Annotated in this window: 20 protein-coding genes; 2 read left to right on the top strand and 18 right to left on the bottom strand. The window is 36.2% G+C overall.

Going from position 1 to position 18,011, the window contains the following annotated elements; genetic code table 11:
* Window positions 1-22: 22 nt before the first annotated feature.
* The 7 genes from aspB to panB all read right to left on the bottom strand — a co-directional run bounded on the left by aspB (window position 23) and on the right by panB (window position 7,175).
* Window positions 23-1,210 carry an aspartate transaminase AspB gene (aspB, locus tag RTP99_RS01440; protein WP_000761546.1) on the bottom strand — a complete coding sequence of 396 codons (1,188 nt, stop codon included), beginning with the start codon at window positions 1,208-1,210 and terminating at the stop codon, window positions 23-25.
* A gap of 18 nt (window positions 1,211-1,228) precedes the next feature.
* A complete protein-coding gene (locus RTP99_RS01435; RefSeq protein WP_000758750.1) occupies window positions 1,229-1,732 on the bottom strand; it encodes a cell wall elongation regulator TseB-like domain-containing protein in 504 nt (167 codons plus the stop codon).
* A 7-nt stretch (window positions 1,733-1,739) separates the two neighbouring features.
* Complete coding sequence (locus RTP99_RS01430) at window positions 1,740-1,910, bottom strand: YpmA family protein (RefSeq protein ID WP_000358352.1); 171 nt, start codon at window positions 1,908-1,910, stop codon at window positions 1,740-1,742.
* A gap of 251 nt (window positions 1,911-2,161) precedes the next feature.
* Window positions 2,162-4,966, bottom strand: a complete 2,805-nt coding sequence (gene dinG / locus RTP99_RS01425; protein WP_000044937.1) for an ATP-dependent DNA helicase DinG — start codon at window positions 4,964-4,966, stop codon at window positions 2,162-2,164.
* Between the two features lie 128 nt (window positions 4,967-5,094).
* Complete coding sequence (gene panD, locus RTP99_RS01420) at window positions 5,095-5,478, bottom strand: aspartate 1-decarboxylase (RefSeq protein ID WP_000490177.1); 384 nt, start codon at window positions 5,476-5,478, stop codon at window positions 5,095-5,097.
* 12 nt (window positions 5,479-5,490) lie between these two features.
* Entirely contained in the window at window positions 5,491-6,339 is an 849-nt protein-coding gene (gene panC, locus RTP99_RS01415) for a pantoate--beta-alanine ligase (protein WP_000692368.1), read from the bottom strand.
* Window positions 6,339-7,175, bottom strand: a complete 837-nt coding sequence (panB, locus tag RTP99_RS01410) for a 3-methyl-2-oxobutanoate hydroxymethyltransferase (protein ID WP_000853113.1) — start codon at window positions 7,173-7,175, stop codon at window positions 6,339-6,341. Before panB ends, panC begins: the two co-directional genes overlap by 1 nt.
* Window positions 7,176-7,582: 407 nt before the next feature.
* Between panB and RTP99_RS01405 the strand changes: the two genes are divergently transcribed.
* A complete protein-coding gene (locus RTP99_RS01405) occupies window positions 7,583-7,972 on the top strand; it encodes a cupredoxin domain-containing protein (RefSeq protein WP_000028419.1) in 390 nt (129 codons plus the stop codon).
* Window positions 7,973-8,061: 89 nt separating this feature from the next.
* Here the strand turns inward: RTP99_RS01405 and RTP99_RS01400 are convergent, their stop codons facing one another.
* The 7 genes from RTP99_RS01400 to RTP99_RS01370 are packed head-to-tail and all read right to left on the bottom strand — an operon-like array spanning window position 8,062 to window position 13,616.
* Window positions 8,062-9,042, bottom strand: coding sequence for a biotin--[acetyl-CoA-carboxylase] ligase (locus RTP99_RS01400; protein WP_001192052.1), 981 nt, complete (start codon window positions 9,040-9,042; stop codon window positions 8,062-8,064).
* Entirely contained in the window at window positions 9,027-10,220 is a 1,194-nt protein-coding gene (locus RTP99_RS01395) for a CCA tRNA nucleotidyltransferase (RefSeq protein ID WP_000819498.1), read from the bottom strand. The genes RTP99_RS01400 and RTP99_RS01395 overlap by 16 nt, the downstream gene beginning before the upstream one ends.
* Window positions 10,207-11,352: an N-acetyl-alpha-D-glucosaminyl L-malate synthase BshA gene (gene bshA, locus RTP99_RS01390; protein ID WP_000768299.1), complete on the bottom strand. Its 1,146-nt coding sequence runs from the start codon at window positions 11,350-11,352 to the stop codon at window positions 10,207-10,209. Before bshA ends, RTP99_RS01395 begins: the two co-directional genes overlap by 14 nt.
* Window positions 11,349-12,053 (bottom strand): bacillithiol biosynthesis deacetylase BshB1, encoded by a 705-nt coding sequence (gene bshB1 / locus RTP99_RS01385; protein ID WP_000015665.1) that lies wholly within the window; start codon window positions 12,051-12,053, stop codon window positions 11,349-11,351. The genes bshA and bshB1 overlap by 4 nt, the downstream gene beginning before the upstream one ends.
* Before the next feature lie 11 nt (window positions 12,054-12,064).
* Window positions 12,065-12,460 (bottom strand): methylglyoxal synthase, encoded by a 396-nt coding sequence (mgsA, locus tag RTP99_RS01380; RefSeq protein WP_000684765.1) that lies wholly within the window; start codon window positions 12,458-12,460, stop codon window positions 12,065-12,067.
* A gap of 14 nt (window positions 12,461-12,474) precedes the next feature.
* A complete protein-coding gene (gene dapB, locus RTP99_RS01375; protein ID WP_000658804.1) occupies window positions 12,475-13,275 on the bottom strand; it encodes a dihydrodipicolinate reductase in 801 nt (266 codons plus the stop codon).
* Window positions 13,275-13,616 (bottom strand): nucleotide pyrophosphohydrolase, encoded by a 342-nt coding sequence (locus RTP99_RS01370; protein ID WP_001992677.1) that lies wholly within the window; start codon window positions 13,614-13,616, stop codon window positions 13,275-13,277. The genes dapB and RTP99_RS01370 overlap by 1 nt, the downstream gene beginning before the upstream one ends.
* 351 nt (window positions 13,617-13,967) lie before the next feature.
* Between RTP99_RS01370 and RTP99_RS01365 the strand changes: the two genes are divergently transcribed.
* A complete protein-coding gene (locus tag RTP99_RS01365) occupies window positions 13,968-14,849 on the top strand; it encodes a YitT family protein (RefSeq protein WP_000203310.1) in 882 nt (293 codons plus the stop codon).
* A 28-nt stretch (window positions 14,850-14,877) separates the two neighbouring features.
* Here the strand turns inward: RTP99_RS01365 and RTP99_RS01360 are convergent, their stop codons facing one another.
* The 4 genes from RTP99_RS01360 to lit form a co-directional block, all read right to left on the bottom strand.
* Window positions 14,878-15,519 (bottom strand): uracil-DNA glycosylase, encoded by a 642-nt coding sequence (locus tag RTP99_RS01360; RefSeq protein WP_000876953.1) that lies wholly within the window; start codon window positions 15,517-15,519, stop codon window positions 14,878-14,880.
* 100 nt (window positions 15,520-15,619) lie between these two features.
* On the bottom strand, window positions 15,620-16,300 hold the full coding sequence (locus RTP99_RS01355; RefSeq protein WP_000499537.1) for a zinc metallopeptidase: 681 nt from the start codon (window positions 16,298-16,300) through the stop codon (window positions 15,620-15,622).
* A 104-nt stretch (window positions 16,301-16,404) separates the two neighbouring features.
* Window positions 16,405-17,193 (bottom strand): sporulation protein YpjB, encoded by a 789-nt coding sequence (gene ypjB, locus RTP99_RS01350; protein WP_000831687.1) that lies wholly within the window; start codon window positions 17,191-17,193, stop codon window positions 16,405-16,407.
* Between the two features lie 107 nt (window positions 17,194-17,300).
* Window positions 17,301-17,987 (bottom strand): lipoprotein intramolecular transacylase Lit, encoded by a 687-nt coding sequence (lit, locus tag RTP99_RS01345; protein WP_000742535.1) that lies wholly within the window; start codon window positions 17,985-17,987, stop codon window positions 17,301-17,303.
* Window positions 17,988-18,011: the final 24 nt, after the last annotated feature.

Raw genomic sequence — 18,011 nt, 5'->3', positions numbered from 1 at the left:
ATTACGTTAATAAAATATACAATTAAGCTTGCACTTTACTTTTCATAAACGTATGAATACGTTCTAATGCTTTCTCCACTTGCTCAAGAGATGTCGCATATGATAAACGAACGTTATTTGGAGCACCAAATCCTGTACCTGGTACAAGAGCTACTTTTTCCTCTTCTAATAGAGCTTTTGCCCAATCATCAACAGTTTCGTATCCTGATAAAGCTACTGCTTCTTTTACATTAGGGAATAAGTAAAATGCACCTTGTGGTTTAATGCAAGTAAAGCCAGGGATTTGAATTAATTTATCATAAATAATGTTTAATCTCTCTTCAAATGCTTGACGCATTGTTTCTACAGGTTCTTGTGAGCCTGCATATGCCGCGATTGCGCCGTATTGAGCGATTGAAGTAGGGTTTGACGTACTATGACTCGCTAAGTTCGTCATCGCTTTAATAAGCTGCTTATTTCCTGCTGCATATCCAATACGCCATCCTGTCATAGAATGAGATTTAGATACACCATTAATAATAAGTGTTTGTTCTTTTAATGCATTAGAAAGCTGGGCAACCGAAGTATATTCTGCTCCACCATAAATTAATTTCTCATAAATTTCATCTGAAACGATTAAAATATCGTGTTCTAAACATACTTCTCCAAGCTGTTGTAATTCTTCTTTGCTGTAAATCATTCCTGTTGGATTGCTCGGTGAATTAATAATAACTGCTTTCGTTTTCTCTGTAATTGCCTCACGCAGCTGCTTCGCTGTAATTTTGTATTCATTATCTTCAAGACCTTCTACATAAACTGGCTTACCACCAGCAAGTTTTACTTGTTCCGGATAACTTACCCAGTATGGCGTAGGGATGATAACTTCATCTCCTTCATCAAGTAACACTTGGAATAATGTATATAATGCATGCTTTGCACCGTTACATACAATAATTTCAGACGGATCATACGCAATTCCTTGATCGCGAGTAAACTTCTTCACAATTTCTTGTTTTAACGCTTGTAATCCACCTGTTGGTGTATACTTCGTATGTCCTTCTAACATCGCTTTATGTGCAGCATCCATAATATGTTCTGGCGTATTAAAGTCAGGTTCTCCTGCCCCTAATCCAATTACATCATGACCTTCTGCTTTTAATGCTTGTGCCTTTGCTGTAATTTCTAAAGTTGCAGATGGTGTTAAAGCAGCTACTCGCTTTGCTAATTTCATTTGTAGTTCCCCCTACATCTATTTTTCAATGCTGTAATGACCAGCATAAGCCCCATTTTGAAACTCTAAATAATAATACGTATAACGATCTTCCTGATCAATATATGTAATTTCCCACAACGGAATATCATTTTGAGCACCTAATTTTACTTTTATAATTTCTTTTGGCTTTGGCTTCGGCTCATCGCCTTTTCCTGTAGCTTGTTCAGCCAACTTTTGCAAAGCTTCTTTTTCAGGAATACCTTCACTCTTTTTCTTCACAAGGACATTCCCTTTTTTATTAGGCACCCAAACAATAATTTGTTCTCCTTTTTCGTCTACACCTTGTACGACTGTATATGAAGAATTTCCGTTATAATAATCCACAGATTTTACTTTTACAAGCTTTGCTTTTTCTTTTGCAATTTCTACAGATTTTGCCTCTTTAGGGATTTTCTTTTCCATTGCTTTATTATAAACATACGCCCCATATATTCCGCTAGCAACGATTACGATAACGATTGCAAAGATCCACTTTTTCATTGTATCACTACGTTCTGTAAATCGTAAATACAGCTGTTTCTTTATCTTTTTCGTCTAATGCTAATCCGAACATGAGGTCCTGCTCTTTTAACGTACGATTCAAACTATCAACGATTTTATACAAGTCAGACGAATATTTAATACGCGTCGTTGATAGGACTTCGATTTTCTTATCCATGAAAAAACTCCTCCGTTACACAAAAATTTCTAATTATAGAAGAACGCAATGCGGTTACAATAAGAGTACATTCTTTACAACCCCTGCTTCATCACCCATCTATTATAGCAGGACATGTACAGCAAAAAAAGGTTTCAAGTCGAAAACCAATACATTTTGTATACAAGAAGTAAGAAAAATAAAATTCCTCCTACCCACATTTTTTACGCCTGAAGTTTACATGCACTTCAGGCGTATTTTTTCTTCCAATTTTATTCAATTGGCCGTTCCTTTAATTGTTCTAACAATTCTTCTAGAGGGCCTTCATAAAGCGGAACAGTTGGAATTGATTGTAAAAAACGTTTTCCATAGGAAGCGCTTGTCAAACGACGATCTAATACAAACACCGTCCCGGTATCTGTACTTGTTCTAATAAGACGACCAAATCCTTGTTTGAAACGCAGTATTGCTTGCGGGAGTGCTAACTTAGCGAATACGTCCTCTCCTTGATTTTTTAACCACTCTCCTTTTGCTTCCATCATCGGTTGATGAGGAGGCGTAAAGGGAAGGCGGACAATAACAAGACAACTAAGGGCATCTCCAGGTATATCTATCCCTTCCCAAAAACTACTTGTTCCTAATAAAATTGATTTATCGAACTCTTGAAACTTACGAATGAGGCGACTTCTGCTCTTATTATTCACACTTTGCGTTAATAATAAATAGCCTTCTAATTCCTCATCATTTTTCAAATTCGTATACGCTTCTTTCAACATTTCATACGAAGTGAACAAAACAAGCATTCTACCTTCTGTAGTTTTCGCTATTTTTGCAATATGAGCCGACACAGATTCAATATATTCTTCATTACTTGCTTGCTTAATAAAAGGCACATCCGTTGAAACCATTAATTTCATCTGTTCTTCAAAATGGAATGGTGATGGGACCTGTAATGTATTTGGAGCAAAATCATGTAAGCCTAGCTCTTCTTTTATATAGTCAAATGAATCGTTTACTGTTAGCGTTGCTGATGTGAAAATAACACTCTTTTTCTCTGTTAAAAATTCATCAGCAAATCTTTCACCAATACGAACAGGTTGTCCATATAAAACAGTTGAATGAATGGTTCCCTTCGTTTCAGTTTCCATCCATGTCACATATGAATTTTTTTCTAAAATGAGTACTTGTAAAGATTGCGCCATCTTTCTCAACAACTCAATTAAATGCATAAATTCACCTGTGACAACATGCATTTCCCATTCTAATTTACTTTGCAATATATCAACTTGCTTCTCAAGTGTAGAGAGTAATTTTCTTACATCATATACAAAGCGATTTGTTAACTCGGTAATACTATCCCATAACTTACCTTTCTCTACTTCCGTGTTATATCGATAAATGAGTGGCATATTGCTGATCCCTTGTTCCTGCTTTGTTTGTTTAAAGATGAATGCACGTAACATTTGGAATAGCTCATCCGCATCAAATTTCAATTCCTTCAAACTATGACTTACCATGCGGAAAGTAGAACGGGAGGCTTGCTCTGATTTTTTCATCATTTTATATACTTTAGAAAGTACATCATCTGTTTCTAGCGTACCAAGACGAGATAAAACTAGCTGGAAATACATACAGGAGAACTGTTCACCTAATGTTCTACTCGCTGCCTCCTCAATATGATGAGCCTCATCAAAAATAATATGTTCACATGAGGCAAACAGTGGTTCTTCACTTGAAAAATCTTGAAATAATAACGCATGATTTGTAATAACGATATCTGCAAATAATGCTTTATTCTTTGCTCGTTGATAAAAACAACGACTATACCAGTTACTTTGCATCCCACCCGGACTATGTACATCACTACAAATCCGGTTCCAAAGTAACTTTCCGCCCTCAGGAATATTTAATTCATCACGATCGCCCGTTTCCGTTTGCAATAACCACACTAAAATTTTTGCCTTTGTGAGCGCCATATCATAATTTTTCTCTTCCTCTTGCAAAGCATATTCAAATTTATGTAGACAAAGATAATGCTTTCTTCCTTTCAAAAGAGCTACTTCAAATGAAAATGGCATGATTTTCTGTAATAATGGAATTTCTTTTTCTAGTATTTGTTGTTGCAGTTGTACAGTTTGGGTACTTATGATGACAGGTTCTTCTTTTTTCTTTGCAAAATAAATACTTGGAAGCAAATATGCAAGAGTCTTCCCTGTTCCTGTTCCTGCTTCAATTAGTGAAAACCTAGAATCTCTTAGCGCTGTATATATTTCCTTCATCATACTCTGTTGGCTTTCTCTTTTTTCAAACTTTGGCATATTCGACTCAAGTTTATCAATTGTCTTATGCAAGAAAGCATCAAATTTAAATGCACATGTTTCACTTAAGTTTAAAGAATAATTCCGTTTTCGAAGTGCAATATTTCGATACACTTCATATCCCTCTGCTCCTTTTTTACCATGCATCATTTTCTTTAAAATATTTTCAGAAAGCACATCCGCTATATCACTTTGAAACACATCACTCAATTCATAAAGCGATTGCAAGGTGACAAGGGGTAACTTCTCAATTTCATTTAAAAATTGTAAAAACAATTCCGCTGTTGCAAGAGCATCACTATCCGCACGATGCGGTTGATCATGCTCTAATTCGTGTTGTTTAGCTAAATCACGTAATTTATAACTATCAGCCGTTGGCAAAAGAATTTGCGCCAACTCAACTGTATCAACTTTTGGACAATGTATTTCTGTATATCCAGCCTGCCTTAATTCTTCCGTTAAAAAATTCCAATCAAAATGAACATTATGTGCAACGAAAGCTGCACCTTGTAATAGCTCAACAACCATCGGGGCTACATCTTGAAATAACGGGGCTTGCTTAACCATACTCTCATCAATCCCTGTTAACTCTGTAATAAATGGCGGAATCTCTCTCTTCGGATTAATAAAAGATGAAAAAATCTCTAATATCTCTCCATCTTCCACTACAACAGCTGCAATTTGGGTAATTTTATCTTTCCCATCCTTCCAGGAGTTCCCTGTCGTCTCTAAATCCACAACGACATAACGCTTACTCATATATGTAACACCTCAATTTCTTACCTATCAAACAGAAAATTATATAATGTTACTATACCACGTTTTATCTCATCTTAATGAAAAGATGCACAAAAAAGCTATCTCCGTAATAGAGATAGCCTTCTTACTTATAGTATCGTTCCTGCTTTTTCAGCACCTAACATTTCAATAATTTGATTATTATCGTCTAATACTGCAATTTTCGGCTCTTGTTTATGAATATTTTCTTCTGCCACTAGACCGTAGCAAATAATAATAACTTTATCTCCTGGTTGTACAAGCCTTGCAGCTGCACCATTCAAACAAACAACACCGCTACCACGTTCTCCTTTAATAACATATGTCTCTAAGCGAGCACCATTATTATTATTTACAATTTGGACTTTTTCGTTTTCTACAATATTTACTGCATCCATTAAATCTTCATCAATTGTAATACTACCTACATAATTTAAATTTGCTTCTGTTACTGTTGCGCGATGTAACTTCGCTCTCATCATTGTGCGAAACATAGATGCTCCCCCTTATTTAACCGTTAATGTTATATTGTCAATTAATCGTACATTGTCAAATTTAACTGCAATTGCTAAAATGATTCGCCCTTCAATTTTATCCACTACTTGTAGTGAAGGATACGTATATAAATCAGCATAATCTACAGTGCCTTTCGTATACGTCTCAATATACTCTTTCACAAGAGTTGTAATGATTTCTGCATTACGTTCTCCTGCCTCAATTCTTTCTTTCGCTATACATAGACTGCGGTATAAATGAGGAGCCTCTTCACGCTCTTCTTGTGATAAATACACGTTACGAGAACTTTTCGCTAATCCATCTTCTTCCCTTACAATATCCACCGGTACGATTGTAACCGGAATATTAAAATCAGCGACAAATCCTTCAATGACAGCAACTTGCTGTGCATCTTTCATACCGAAATAAGCACGTGTTGGCAATGTAATATTAAATAGTTTCATTAGTACAGTCGCAACACCAGCGAAATGACCAGGTCTTTGTTTTCCGCATAACACATCGGTACGCTTCACAACTTCTACTGTTGTCGTTTGTTCTGCTGGATACATTTCTTCTACGCTCGGATAAAATAAATAATCTACACCGTTTTCTTTTGCTACATTTTCATCTCTATCAATATCACGAGGGTATCGATCTAAATCTTCATTTGGTCCAAACTGTAGCGGATTAACAAATACGCTTAAAACTACAATTTCATTTTCTTCTCTTGCCTTACGTAATAAAGTCGCATGACCTTCATGTAAATAACCCATCGTTGGGACAAAACCAATACTTTTTCCACTTGCACGTAGTTCGTTTGTAATTTGCTGCATCTCTTGCACTGTAGTTATGATTTTCATTATTGTTTTCCTCCGTATAACGCTAAACATTCTTCCTCTTTCATTGTGAATGAATGTTTTTCTTCCGGAAATTGCCCTGTCTTTACTTCAGTTACGTATTGTGAAATCCCTCGCACAATCTCCTCTTGAACAAACGTATATTGCTTCACAAATTTCGGAACACGATTTACGCCATATGAGATAAGATCATGATAAACGAGTACTTGCCCATCCACTTTTTGTCCTGCTCCAATTCCAATCGTTGGAATTGTTAGTTGCTTCGAAATGAATTCTGCTAGCTGCATTGGCACACATTCTAATACAAGTGCTATCGCACCAGCTTCCTCACATCTCTTCGCATCTTCTATTAATTTTTTTGCACTTTCAGCATCTTTTCCTTGTACTTTATAGCCACCTAACACTCCTACAGATTGAGGAGTTAAGCCTAAGTGTGCCACGACAGGAATTCCCGCACTCGTCAAGTAATGAATAGTTGATATCACTTCTCCTGCACCTTCTACCTTCAGTGCATGAGCACCACTCTCTTGAACGATGCGGCGTGCATTCACCATCGTATCTTGAGGCGACACATGATACGACATAAATGGCATATCAGTTACAATAAACGTCTCTTTCGCTCCTCGGCGTACAGCTTTCGTATGATGAATCATATCCTCTACTGTTACAGGTACTGTTGAATCATAGCCGAGCACAACCATCCCAAGGGAATCTCCAACTAGAATCATATCAACTTCCGCTTCTTCTGCTAACTTAGCAGATGGATAATCATACGCCGTTAGCATTGTAATCGGCTCACCTTGCTCTTTCATTTTCAAAAAATCTGTTTTTGTTTTCAAAAACTACTCCTCCTTTATACAGGAGAGAGGAGATGGCCGAAATCATATAAAAAACCCCTCTGGCCATAAAAGGGCAGAAGGGTTGTGTGTTAGTCGGCATTATTCATCCCTCTGTCCCAGTCCGTTATTGGATCAAGGCAGAATCCAAGTTATTATTTTTCGTATTGCATCGAATCATGGTGCAGTTCGCTCTGATACTGCCCACATTCGAACTAATTATAGCAAACTCTAAAAAGGAATTACTACATTTTTTTGAAAAAATAATTTTTATCCTTATTAAGGTATGTGAAATTTTTAAATAACGTATGCATAGAAAGATAAACAAATTTGTTTACATGCATAGTATAACTCTTAAAATAATGATGCAGGTTAATTGAGGAAACATACTTACAAAAGGAGAATTGCTAATGTCTATAAGCACATGGTTATTTCGATTCATCGGTTTTCTTGTGATGCTTGTGGGAGTAACAACTTTAAATTCCCTCAATGTATTTGCATCAATTAACGTCGTAACACAACCTGTTGAGTCTGCCAAAGTGATTGAAGTCGAGCTAAACGATGATTACTTTAAACCGAACGTCATCACGATTCCAATTGAAGAATCAACAACATTGCTATTGAAAAATAAAGGCAAGAGCGAGCACACCTTTACAGTAAAAAAGCTCGGCATTGACGTCGTAGTCGAGTCAGGACAAGAAAAAAATATTACCGTGAAACCTAAAAATACTGGTACATATGAATTAATATGCCGGTATCACCTTCTTAAAGGAATGGAGGGAAAAGTAATCGTCAAATGACAAGTAAATACTAAAAAATTCATTATCGTACCGCAAACTCATTTCAAAAATATTAAAATAAAAAAGAAGTTCCAAAAGAGGAACTTCTTTTACTTAATTTCGATATCCGCAGAATGAATGTGATGTACTTTTCCTTCATGATCTTCTAGAAGCAATACACCATCCTCTGTAATTCCTTTTGCTATCCCTGTAATTGTCTCTCTCATCGTTCGAGCGTTAATTTCTTTCCCGATGCTCACAGCGTAACTTTCCCAAAGAATTTTAATGACAGAGAAACCATTTTGTAAATACTCTTCATATAATTTTTCTAGTTGTAAAAAGATTTGTTGCATAAGCTCCGCACGAACAATTGGCTTACCAGATTCAATCGCTAAAGAAGTAGCAATATGCTGAATTTCCTCATCAAAATGTTCTTGCTTTTGATTCGCATTAATACCAATACCCATAATGACAGCATTAATTTTATCAGGATCAGCTTGCATTTCTGTTAATATACCTACAGCTTTTTTCCCCTGAATTAAAATATCATTCGGCCATTTTATTCCTACGTTTACACCTGTGCACTTTTCAATTGCTTGCGCAACGCTAACAGCGGCTAACAAAGTAAGTTGTGGTGCATGATGAACCGGGATTGATGGACGTAAAATAATACTCATCCAAATTCCTGTTCCTTTTGGTGAATGCCATTTTCTGCTTAAACGACCTTTACCCGCTGTTTGTTCTTCTGCCACAACAATCGTTCCTTCTTCTGCACCTTCATAAGCAAGTTTTGCTGCAATATACTGCGTCGATTCAACAGACTCTTCAAAATACACTGTTCTACCAATATGTTTCGTTTGTAATCCTAACTGAATTTCATTCGCAGTCACTTTGTCTGGCTTACTTGCAATTCGATAGCCTAATCGACGCACAGCTTCAAGTTCATACCCCTCATTCCGAAGGTCCTCCATATGTTTCCACACAGCAGTTCTTGAGCAACCAAGTTTATCACTAATTGTTTGACCAGATACAAACTCGCCATCCGCTTCCGAAAAAACTTGCAATAACTGCTTTCTTATAGTAGATTGCATTCTTGCAGCCACTCCCTTATACACTCTTTCTCATTCACTACATTTCCTTGTACGATTGCTTCTTCAATTTTTTGAATCATTTCAGCAACCCACGGACCTGGCTTTTTACTTGCCCAGTTTAACAAATCATTCCCAGTCACATTCATCTCTTGTCGATTCTTGATTGGCAATGCTTGAAACAACGTTTGTACTCGTTTCACAGATGTATGATCATAGCTTTCAATCATCGCTTCATATACTCTTTCTGCCATTTCAGCTATATGAATTCCCGTTTTATAAAGAAGAACTGTATCCCAATCCTTCTCCTTTCTCTTACGGACTGTTAATAAAACTGCGACGATATCTTTTATTTTTTTATTTGAAAACTTCCATTGACGTAAAAAGACAGCTGGATGTTCTTCCCCGATACAATATAAGAAAAAGGCCCATGCCTCAATGTCTGTTTCAAAAGAATCCCAGTTATACTGCGTAGCTTTTAACAATCTCTCTTCTGACATCTGTAAATATGGTAGATGAGAAAATAGTTTCGTTTCTACTAATTCTTTGAGAGCCTTCACACAATATGTGCCAGTTAACAGTTTTTCAAACTCCACTGTAATTCTCTCAATTGCTATATGTTCCAGCAAATGTCCATATGTTTCAATTGCTTGTTTCGTTTTCGTCTCTAAAGAAAAACCTAACGTACTTACGAACCGAATACCACGCATCATTCGCAGGGCATCTTCTTGAAAACGATCCGCAGCATTTCCCACTGTCACAATTTCTCTCTTTTGAATTGCTTCCTGTCCAGCAAATAAATCAACCATTTCGCCTTCTTCTGTCATAGCAATTGCATTCATTGTGAAATCACGACGTTTTAAATCCTCTTCTAATGAACGAACAAATTGAACACTACTAGGTCTTCGAAAATCTTCATATTCGCTCTCTGTTCGAAACGTGGTTACCTCATAAGGTTCACCATTTTCTACTACAATTACAGTTCCATGCTCAAGACCAACAGGAACATGTCTTGGAAATATAGCCATCACTTCTTCTGGTAAAGCAGATGTGGCAATATCAATATCTCCAATCGGCCTATCGATAATAAGATCGCGTACGCTTCCGCCGACAAAGTAGGCCTCATGCCCTTGTTGCTTTAAAGTCTCAATAATAGAACTAGCTTTTTTAAATCTTTTCATTTTTGTCATCCCTTAGTACATCATAGTAAATCGTTTCATATTGTGAGACGATTTTTTCAGAGCGGAACTGCTCGTAAACACTTGCTCTTGCTCGCTCTCCCATAATACGGTGAAGTTCTTCATCCTTTAATAGCTGAATAGCTTGATTGGCCACTCCTGTTGTATCGCCAACTTCACATAAATATCCTGTATCACCATGTTGAATGACTTCTGGAATACCTCCAACCCTTGTTCCGATACAAGGTACACCACACGCCATCGCTTCTAATAAAACAAGACCAAAACTCTCTTTCTCTGATAGAAGTAACATTAAATCACTCATCGCAAGTAACTCTGCAACATTATCTTGCTTCCCTAAAAATAAGACGCGATCTTCAATATGTAAATTTTTCACCAACTGTAAAATCGTGCAAAATTCCGGTCCATCTCCAACAAGAAGCAACTTCGCATCTACTTCTGTAACAATTTTAGCAAAAGCCTGCACAACATCTTGCACACGTTTCACTTTACGGAAATTTGAAATATGAATGAGTATCTTTTCACTTTCACTTATACCGTATTCTTTCTTTAATTGAGTCATATCACGCTTGAAATATACACGTTCGTCTATAAAGTTATATACCGTTTGAATGTCTTTATTTGGTTTTACAAGCTCATGCGTTTCGTTAATTAATGAATGCGAGACAGCCGTCACAACATCGGATTGCTCAATACCAAAACGAATTAAATTATTTAACGAAGGGTCGGAACCTAACACAGTAATATCTGTTCCATGCAAGGTTGTAACAATTTTAATACGCTCGCCAATCATTTGTTTTGCTAAATAAGCACAAATGGCATGTGGTATTGCGTAATGCACATGTAAAATGTCTAGGTTTTCTCTTTGTGCAACCTCTGCCATTTTACTCGCTAACGCTAAATCGTACGGTGGATATTGAAATACAGAGTATTGATTTACTGTCACTTCATGAAAGTAAATGTTTGGATACACTTTATTTAACCGGAATGGTAAACCCGATGTAATAAAATGAATTTCATGCCCGCGTTCCGCTAATTGCTTTCCTAATTCTGTTCCAACAACTCCAGAACCACCTACAGAAGGATAACATGTAATACCTATTTTTAATTTCATTTACATCCCCCTATTAAATCAGCATGTAATAAAACCGGTTTCTTACTCATAAACCCTTCGGCATATAAGACTCCAACTTCTTTTCCAAACATTTTCTCACGAGCGACTACAGTTTCAACGTAACCTTCTGTTAACGGCGTTTTCACACCATCACTCCCTGTTAAAAACTGACTTTCATACGCTTCTAGTGCTTCCACTTTTTGCGATACGTATTCACTAATATCTATACAAAAATTCGGTTTATGAAAACCATTAATCATATAATGATAAAAAGACTCCACACGATGTGGTGGAACCTCTGGCATATATTTGCGAATTCCCGCTGAAAAAATAGCTTCTTCCACAAGTTTTGCACAATTTGCATGATCTGGATGACGATCTTCATAATACGGTGCAAAAACTAGTTTTGGTTTATATGTACGAATTACCTTTACAATTTCACGTATATACTCTTCTTTCATATACAAACCACGGTCTGGCATCGCTAAATTTAGTCTCGTTTTTACTCCCATTATACGAGCTGCCGCCTTTGCTTCTTCTTTTCTTAACTCTATCGTTCCATTAGAAGAAAGATCAGCTTCTGTTAAATCACAAATACCTACTTCATACCCTTGCTTCGTATATTTAGCAATGGTACCAGCCATGCCGATTTCAACATCATCGGCATGAGCACCAAACGCTAATATATGTAATCCACTCATAATTGTTCCCCTCATTTTCTTAACTTGCGGTAATCTAAATCTCCTCGTTCTAATGCGTGCATTAACATTTCAGCACTCGCCATATTCGTTGCAAGTGGAATTGCATATACATCACATAAACGAAGCAATGCATTCACATCCGGTTCATGCGGCTGTGCTGTTAATGGATCGCGGAAGAAAATTACCATGTCTAAATCATTTTTCGCAATCATTGCACCAATTTCTTGATCGCCACCAAGAGGACCAGATTGATATCTTGTTACAACTAAACCGGTCGCTTCCATAATACGAAGCCCTGTCGTTCCTGTTGCAAATAATTCATGTTGTTCAAAAATTGGTTTATATGCGTATGCAAACGAAACCATGTCATTTTTCTTTTTGTCATGTGCGATTAAGGCAATTTTCATCCGTTGTCTCCCCTTTAGTCGATAATATTTTCTAAACCGTACACAAGATGATCTAGATTCATTACTGTCTCAATTGATAGTTTTACACCAGACATAAATGATGCACGATTGAATGAATCATGGCGAACTGTTAACATTTGTCCGTCTCCACCAAACATTACTTCTTGGTGTGCAATAAGTCCTGGTAAACGTACACTATGAATGTGAATGCCGTCTACGTTTGCACCACGAGCTCCTTTTAGTTGCTCTACTTCATTTGGATGACCTTGCTGCTTAGATTCACGATTTTGACGAATCAATTCTACTGTTTTTACCGCAGTACCAGATGGTGCATCTAACTTTTGATCATGATGCAATTCAATTACTTCAACATCTTGGAAGTACTTCGCTGCCATTTGTGAGAATTTCATCATAAGAACTGCACCAATTGCAAAGTTTGGAGCGATAATTGTTCCTACTGCTTTTTCTTTTGCAGTCTCGGTTAATTGTTTTAGCTCTTCTTCTGTAAATCCAGTTGTACCAATAACAGAACGAAGTCCACGCTCAACTGCTAGTGTAACGTGTTGTTTTCCAACTTCTGGCGTTGTTAAATCTAACAACACATCTGCTTCTACTTCCTCTAAACAAGTATGTAAATCCGCGTAAATAGGTGTATCTAACGCTGGCATTCCAGGTAAATCAGAGATTTTCTCTCCACCATGCTTATAATCCACTGCTGCTACTAAATTAAAATGTTCCGTTCTTTCCATAAGAAGAACTGCTTCATGTCCCATACGTCCTCTTGGTCCAGCGATAATTACTTTAATTTCTTTCATTATTCTTTCTCTCCCTCATCAATACGTGTCCAGCGATCTTTATCGCGAGTATTAAATTTATTCATTACAATGTTATGTGCTGTTTCTAAATCAATATTTAAACTATTTGCCATACAAATCATAACAAATAATACATCTCCAAGCTCTTCTTCAATACTACGTTCTGTTTCAGTTGTTTTCTTCGGTTTCTCACCATAATAATGATTAACCTCTCTTGCAAGCTCCCCCATTTCTTCCGTTAAACGAGCCATCATTGCAAGTGGACTGAAATAACCTTCTTTAAACTGACCAATATATGCATCTACTTCTTTCTGCATATCCTTCATCGTTTTCGCTTCCATACAATTCACCTCTAATCCTTCCTCTTTCATGTTAGCCAATTCATCGCGATTTGACAAATATTATTCCCCGCCAAACACCTATTTGCGACCCTTTTTGGGAAAGATTATAATAAAGTGAAACTTTCTTTTGCATTTTTGGCAAAAGATCAACCTAAACCAATCGGGTTCCAACGACTGGTTTTCCCTGCTTCCTTGCTTTATTCCCTACCAGCCGTTGGAACGGGGTAAAGTGAAACTTCTTTTGCGTTTTTACAGCCTTCACTATTTTCACTAGCAACTAGAAATTACTTATCATTATGTTTTACCGTTTCAGCGGAGCAATGCCATTTACATAATTAGGGGGATTTCTATATGACATCAAATTTGAAGATTCGAAATATCATTTTCATTTTAATCGGTTCCGCTATTTTTTCTTTCGGTATTGTGAATATCAATATTGAAAATCACCTTGCAGAAGGTGGATTTACCGGTATTACACTATTATTGTATTTTCTATTTAAGTTTGACCCTTCTTATTCAAACTTACTTTTAAATATCCCTATATTTTTTATTGGTTGGAAATTACTTGGAAGAACGACATTTATATATACACTAATCGGCACCTTTAGCGTATCTTTATTTCTATGGATTTTTCAGCGTTACGAAGTTCTCAACTTACATGTAAACTTACAAAACGATATGACACTTGCTGCTTTATTCGCCGGAGCATTTATTGGTATCGGTCTTGGGATTATATTTAAATACGGCGGAACTACTGGCGGTGTAGATATTATCGCAAGACTCGCTCATAAATATGTTGGCTGGAGTATGGGGAAAACGATGTTTATGTTTGATGCTATCGTCATTATCGTCTCTATCCTTACCTATTTATCATATCGCGAGGGTATGTATACGTTAGTTGCTGTTTTTATCGGAGCGAAAGTGATTGATTTTATGCAAGAAGGAGCCTATGCAGCAAAAGGAGCAACGATTATCTCAGATAAAAACGATGAAATTGCTGCCAAAATTTTATCTGAGATGGAGCGCGGAGCAACCTTTTTAAAAGCTGTTGGGTCGTATACAAAAGTGGAACGGAACGTATTGTATTGCGTTGTTGCTAAAAATGAAATCGTGAAACTAAAAAACATTATTACTTCTGTAGATCCTCACGCCTTTGTTGCTGTAACTGACGTACATGATGTAGTTGGTGAAGGTTTTACATTGGATGAAAATAAAAATCCATTACATACGTAAACACAACTAGAAAAGCTTTTTAGCTTTTCTAGTTTTTTATTACATATCGCTTAAGTTTCTCTAAATCCTCATAAATAAGCTCCAATAAACTCCGATTATAAAAAATGGAAGCAGGGTGAAATGTCGGAAAAATATAATATTCTTTCTCTGACCATGTAAACTCTGCACTTTGCATATCCTTTAATTTTTGAATGGGCTGTTTGAATAATTGTCCGTGTACGTCTGTGATTTTTTTATCTTTTCCTGTTAAACGTTGAAGACCGATATTGCCAAGCGTGACGATAAGTTTCGGATTTATTTTCTCTAATTCATAATCTAACAAAGGCGCATGGGCAACTATTTCTCCTTGATTTGGCGTTCTATTATACTTTTTTTGTATGATTTCACCATTTCGTTCTTTTTTCTCTCGCCATTTATAAGGTCTACTCCGAACAGCGCTCGTAATATATACTTCATCCCTTGTAACGTGAATACGTTCTAAAAAACCCATTAATTGTTTTCCTGCCCTCCCGCTAAACGGAATCCCATTATGAATTTCTGTTTCACCAGGCGCTTCTCCTAACAACATAAATTTAGGATTTTCAGGACCTTGTCCACTTAAAAAGCCTTCTAGCTGATAAGGAGCACTACGTTCTTTCACTTGTTTTACTAAATGACTTGGATATTTCATTTGCCCCACCACCTTTCCGCATTACTTCTATTATTGCTACTTGCCATATATTATATAATTCAATTCATAAAACAAAAAAGACTATCATAATTGATAGTCTTTAGTCGTCGCTACGCTGCATACCAGTATAAATCAATACAAGACGTAATAATTCAAATACCGCTACAGCTGCAGCTGCTACATATGTTAATGCTGCCGCATTTAATACTTTACGAGCTTGCCCATATTCATCAGTTGATACGATACCTAACGCTTCAATTTGTTGCATTGCACGCTTGGATGCATCAAATTCAACTGGTAATGTAACAAGTTGGAACACAACACCTGCTGCCATTAAAATGATACCTAATAACAACAAACCAGACATTTGTGCAAATATACCGATTAGGACGAAAATCCAAGACATATTCGAACCAAAGTTTGCAACTGGCACTAACGAATGACGAACGCGCATAAAGTTATAATCTTTTGCATCTTGAATTGCGTGTCCTACTTCGTGTGCTGCAACTGCTGTACCAGCAACTGAATGACCGTAATAGTTATCTGTTGATAATCGAACTGTTTTTGCAGTTGGATCATAATGGTCTGATAAATGACCTGGTGTTTCTTCAACGGCTACGTTGTATAATCCATTCTCATCTAAAATTTTCCGAGCCACTTCTGCTCCTGTCATACCTGATGTTGAGTAAACTTGTGAATACTTGCTATAGGCACTACGTACTTTTGACTGTGCGTACAACGGTATGATTAAAATGATCGCGAAGTAAATTAAATAAAACATCATGAACCTCCATTGAAGTTTTAATTATAGTACTTCTCATTCTATTTTCTTCTGCCACCATTGTCAATGAATAAACCTTACAATCCGTATCTTTATTTATTACATTATCTATTCTTAGAATGTACATTACTTTTTCTTTTTTCTCTCTCCCCTTTATACTTTCTCCATCCAACATAAGTTAATGTGAATAAAATAAGACCTCCAGTAATTGTCATAAACCAAATGAGAGAGGGTGCAATTTCGTCTTTTTTTACTGTATGAAATATCTTTTGTAAATCCCCTTTAATGATTCCTACTTGCATTTGCCCACCTTTCGTTTTTAACATAACGTTACGGAATTCATCCAAATAAGATAAATGGGCATTTACACGCTGCACTTCGTTTTCTGGCAGAGCTATCATTAAGCTTGGATAAATAATATTAAATTCATGTAAAAATGTGTTTAACGTTTGTTGAAACTGTCCCGTATCTTCTTTTGTCATCGCTTTTTCCATTTGAGAAAAGGCATCCATTACTTTTCCTTCTCTTTCCATCCAAAGTGGTTGGTACTTCGATACTTGTGCATCAACAGCGAGCTGCAGTGCTAGTACATTATCAATTTTAACTTGTTTACTTACCTCTTCTTCCGCGAGAGATTGTTTCGCTTTGTCGTAAGCTAAAGAAATAACTCTAACTTGATCTGGCGTTACTTCTTGCTTCTTTTCATTCCCCTTTATGACAAACTGCTCCGAGAAATGTTGTAATACTTGTACTGCTTTTTCATCTTCATTACGCTTCACTAATTGTAATGAGTCATCCAACAAGCCTGTTAGTTCACTCCACTCTTCAGCATATATACGTAACGGAAACATTATAATTAGAAATGCTATCAATCCAACTAATGTTCTCTTCATCACGGTCCCCCCTATAACTACTAGTACAAAATATGTTAATTTGGACAAGAATAGAACAGAACTGGACGGAAAAATATATTATCGTTTTACAAACAAAAAAATTCTCTTTAAACAGAGAATTTTTCTTTTGAAATCCTTTTCTTTTTTACAAAATATTTATACAAGCTATAACAAATTATGCTACCACATAAAATAAATAATAAAATAGCACACGCTGCATGCATAAAGAACTCTTCTGGTAACATTAATATAATCGGATCCGTTTCAATATCAAACATCCAATAATCATTACTGAATAAAAGCTTATGGAATAATACAAAACTCTTTTCAAAATTAATAGCGATTGGTAACACAAGCGCAATCGGAAAGATAATTGTTACAATCGATCCATGCAGTAAAAACTTTTCATTTTTCTTTTTTAATAAATACATGCCGCCTACTATTGCAATCATAATTGTCGCATACATTACATATTGTATCTTTACTAAAATATTTTTAACATCTACAAAATGAATACGACCATTTGTAGACATATCTAATGTGGGCAACTGTAATGCACCGTCATAAAACGGAGATAAATATGTGATAAGCACATCATAATTTCTTTTAATATCATCCTTCGTCATATCTGCTAAATCTGGAATGTTTAAAAAATCAATTTCAAAATAATATAGCCATTTTCCGTATACAACCGCCGTTGTTGCGAGTGCAAATATAGAAAATGCTATGCTATATGAAACAATTATCGTAATCAATCGATCCAATATTTTTGTACCACTCGTATTTTTCTTCATTTTCTCCCCCTAATGTTCTAACGA

The sequence above is a fragment of the Bacillus sp. (in: firmicutes) genome (assembly GCF_031983925.1).
In the GTDB taxonomy this organism is placed as follows: domain Bacteria; phylum Bacillota; class Bacilli; order Bacillales; family Bacillaceae_G; genus Bacillus_A; species Bacillus_A pacificus.
The sequence above is the reverse complement of the archived record's forward strand: the minus strand, read 5'-3'. Positions and strand labels throughout refer to the sequence as shown.

Excerpts from the sequence above, each read along its gene's own strand:
- ypjB (WP_000831687.1), bottom strand. The coding sequence starts at position 17,193 with ATGAAGAGAACATTAGTTGGATTGATAGCATTTCTAATTATAATGTTT.
- dinG (WP_000044937.1), bottom strand. The coding sequence starts at position 4,966 with ATGAGTAAGCGTTATGTCGTTGTGGATTTAGAGACGACAGGGAACTCC.
- RTP99_RS01430 (WP_000358352.1), bottom strand. The coding sequence starts at position 1,910 with ATGGATAAGAAAATCGAAGTCCTATCAACGACGCGTATTAAATATTCG.
- RTP99_RS01395 (WP_000819498.1), bottom strand. The coding sequence starts at position 10,220 with ATGAAAAGATTTAAAAAAGCTAGTTCTATTATTGAGACTTTAAAGCAA.
- RTP99_RS01365 (WP_000203310.1), top strand. The coding sequence starts at position 13,968 with ATGACATCAAATTTGAAGATTCGAAATATCATTTTCATTTTAATCGGT.
- bshB1 (WP_000015665.1), bottom strand. The coding sequence starts at position 12,053 with ATGAGTGGATTACATATATTAGCGTTTGGTGCTCATGCCGATGATGTT.
- RTP99_RS01360 (WP_000876953.1), bottom strand. The coding sequence starts at position 15,519 with ATGAAATATCCAAGTCATTTAGTAAAACAAGTGAAAGAACGTAGTGCT.
- RTP99_RS01370 (WP_001992677.1), bottom strand. The coding sequence starts at position 13,616 with ATGGAAGCGAAAACGATGAAGGATATGCAGAAAGAAGTAGATGCATAT.
- RTP99_RS01405 (WP_000028419.1), top strand. The coding sequence starts at position 7,583 with ATGTCTATAAGCACATGGTTATTTCGATTCATCGGTTTTCTTGTGATG.
- panC (WP_000692368.1), bottom strand. The coding sequence starts at position 6,339 with ATGAAAATCATAACTACAGTGCAAGAGATGCAGCAAATTACAAACGAA.
- aspB (WP_000761546.1), bottom strand. The coding sequence starts at position 1,210 with ATGAAATTAGCAAAGCGAGTAGCTGCTTTAACACCATCTGCAACTTTA.
- RTP99_RS01435 (WP_000758750.1), bottom strand. The coding sequence starts at position 1,732 with ATGAAAAAGTGGATCTTTGCAATCGTTATCGTAATCGTTGCTAGCGGA.
- lit (WP_000742535.1), bottom strand. The coding sequence starts at position 17,987 with ATGAAGAAAAATACGAGTGGTACAAAAATATTGGATCGATTGATTACG.
- mgsA (WP_000684765.1), bottom strand. The coding sequence starts at position 12,460 with ATGAAAATTGCCTTAATCGCACATGACAAAAAGAAAAATGACATGGTT.
- RTP99_RS01355 (WP_000499537.1), bottom strand. The coding sequence starts at position 16,300 with ATGTTTTATTTAATTTACTTCGCGATCATTTTAATCATACCGTTGTAC.
- RTP99_RS01400 (WP_001192052.1), bottom strand. The coding sequence starts at position 9,042 with ATGCAATCTACTATAAGAAAGCAGTTATTGCAAGTTTTTTCGGAAGCG.
- dapB (WP_000658804.1), bottom strand. The coding sequence starts at position 13,275 with ATGAAAGAAATTAAAGTAATTATCGCTGGACCAAGAGGACGTATGGGA.
- panD (WP_000490177.1), bottom strand. The coding sequence starts at position 5,478 with ATGTTTCGCACAATGATGAGAGCGAAGTTACATCGCGCAACAGTAACA.
- bshA (WP_000768299.1), bottom strand. The coding sequence starts at position 11,352 with ATGAAATTAAAAATAGGTATTACATGTTATCCTTCTGTAGGTGGTTCT.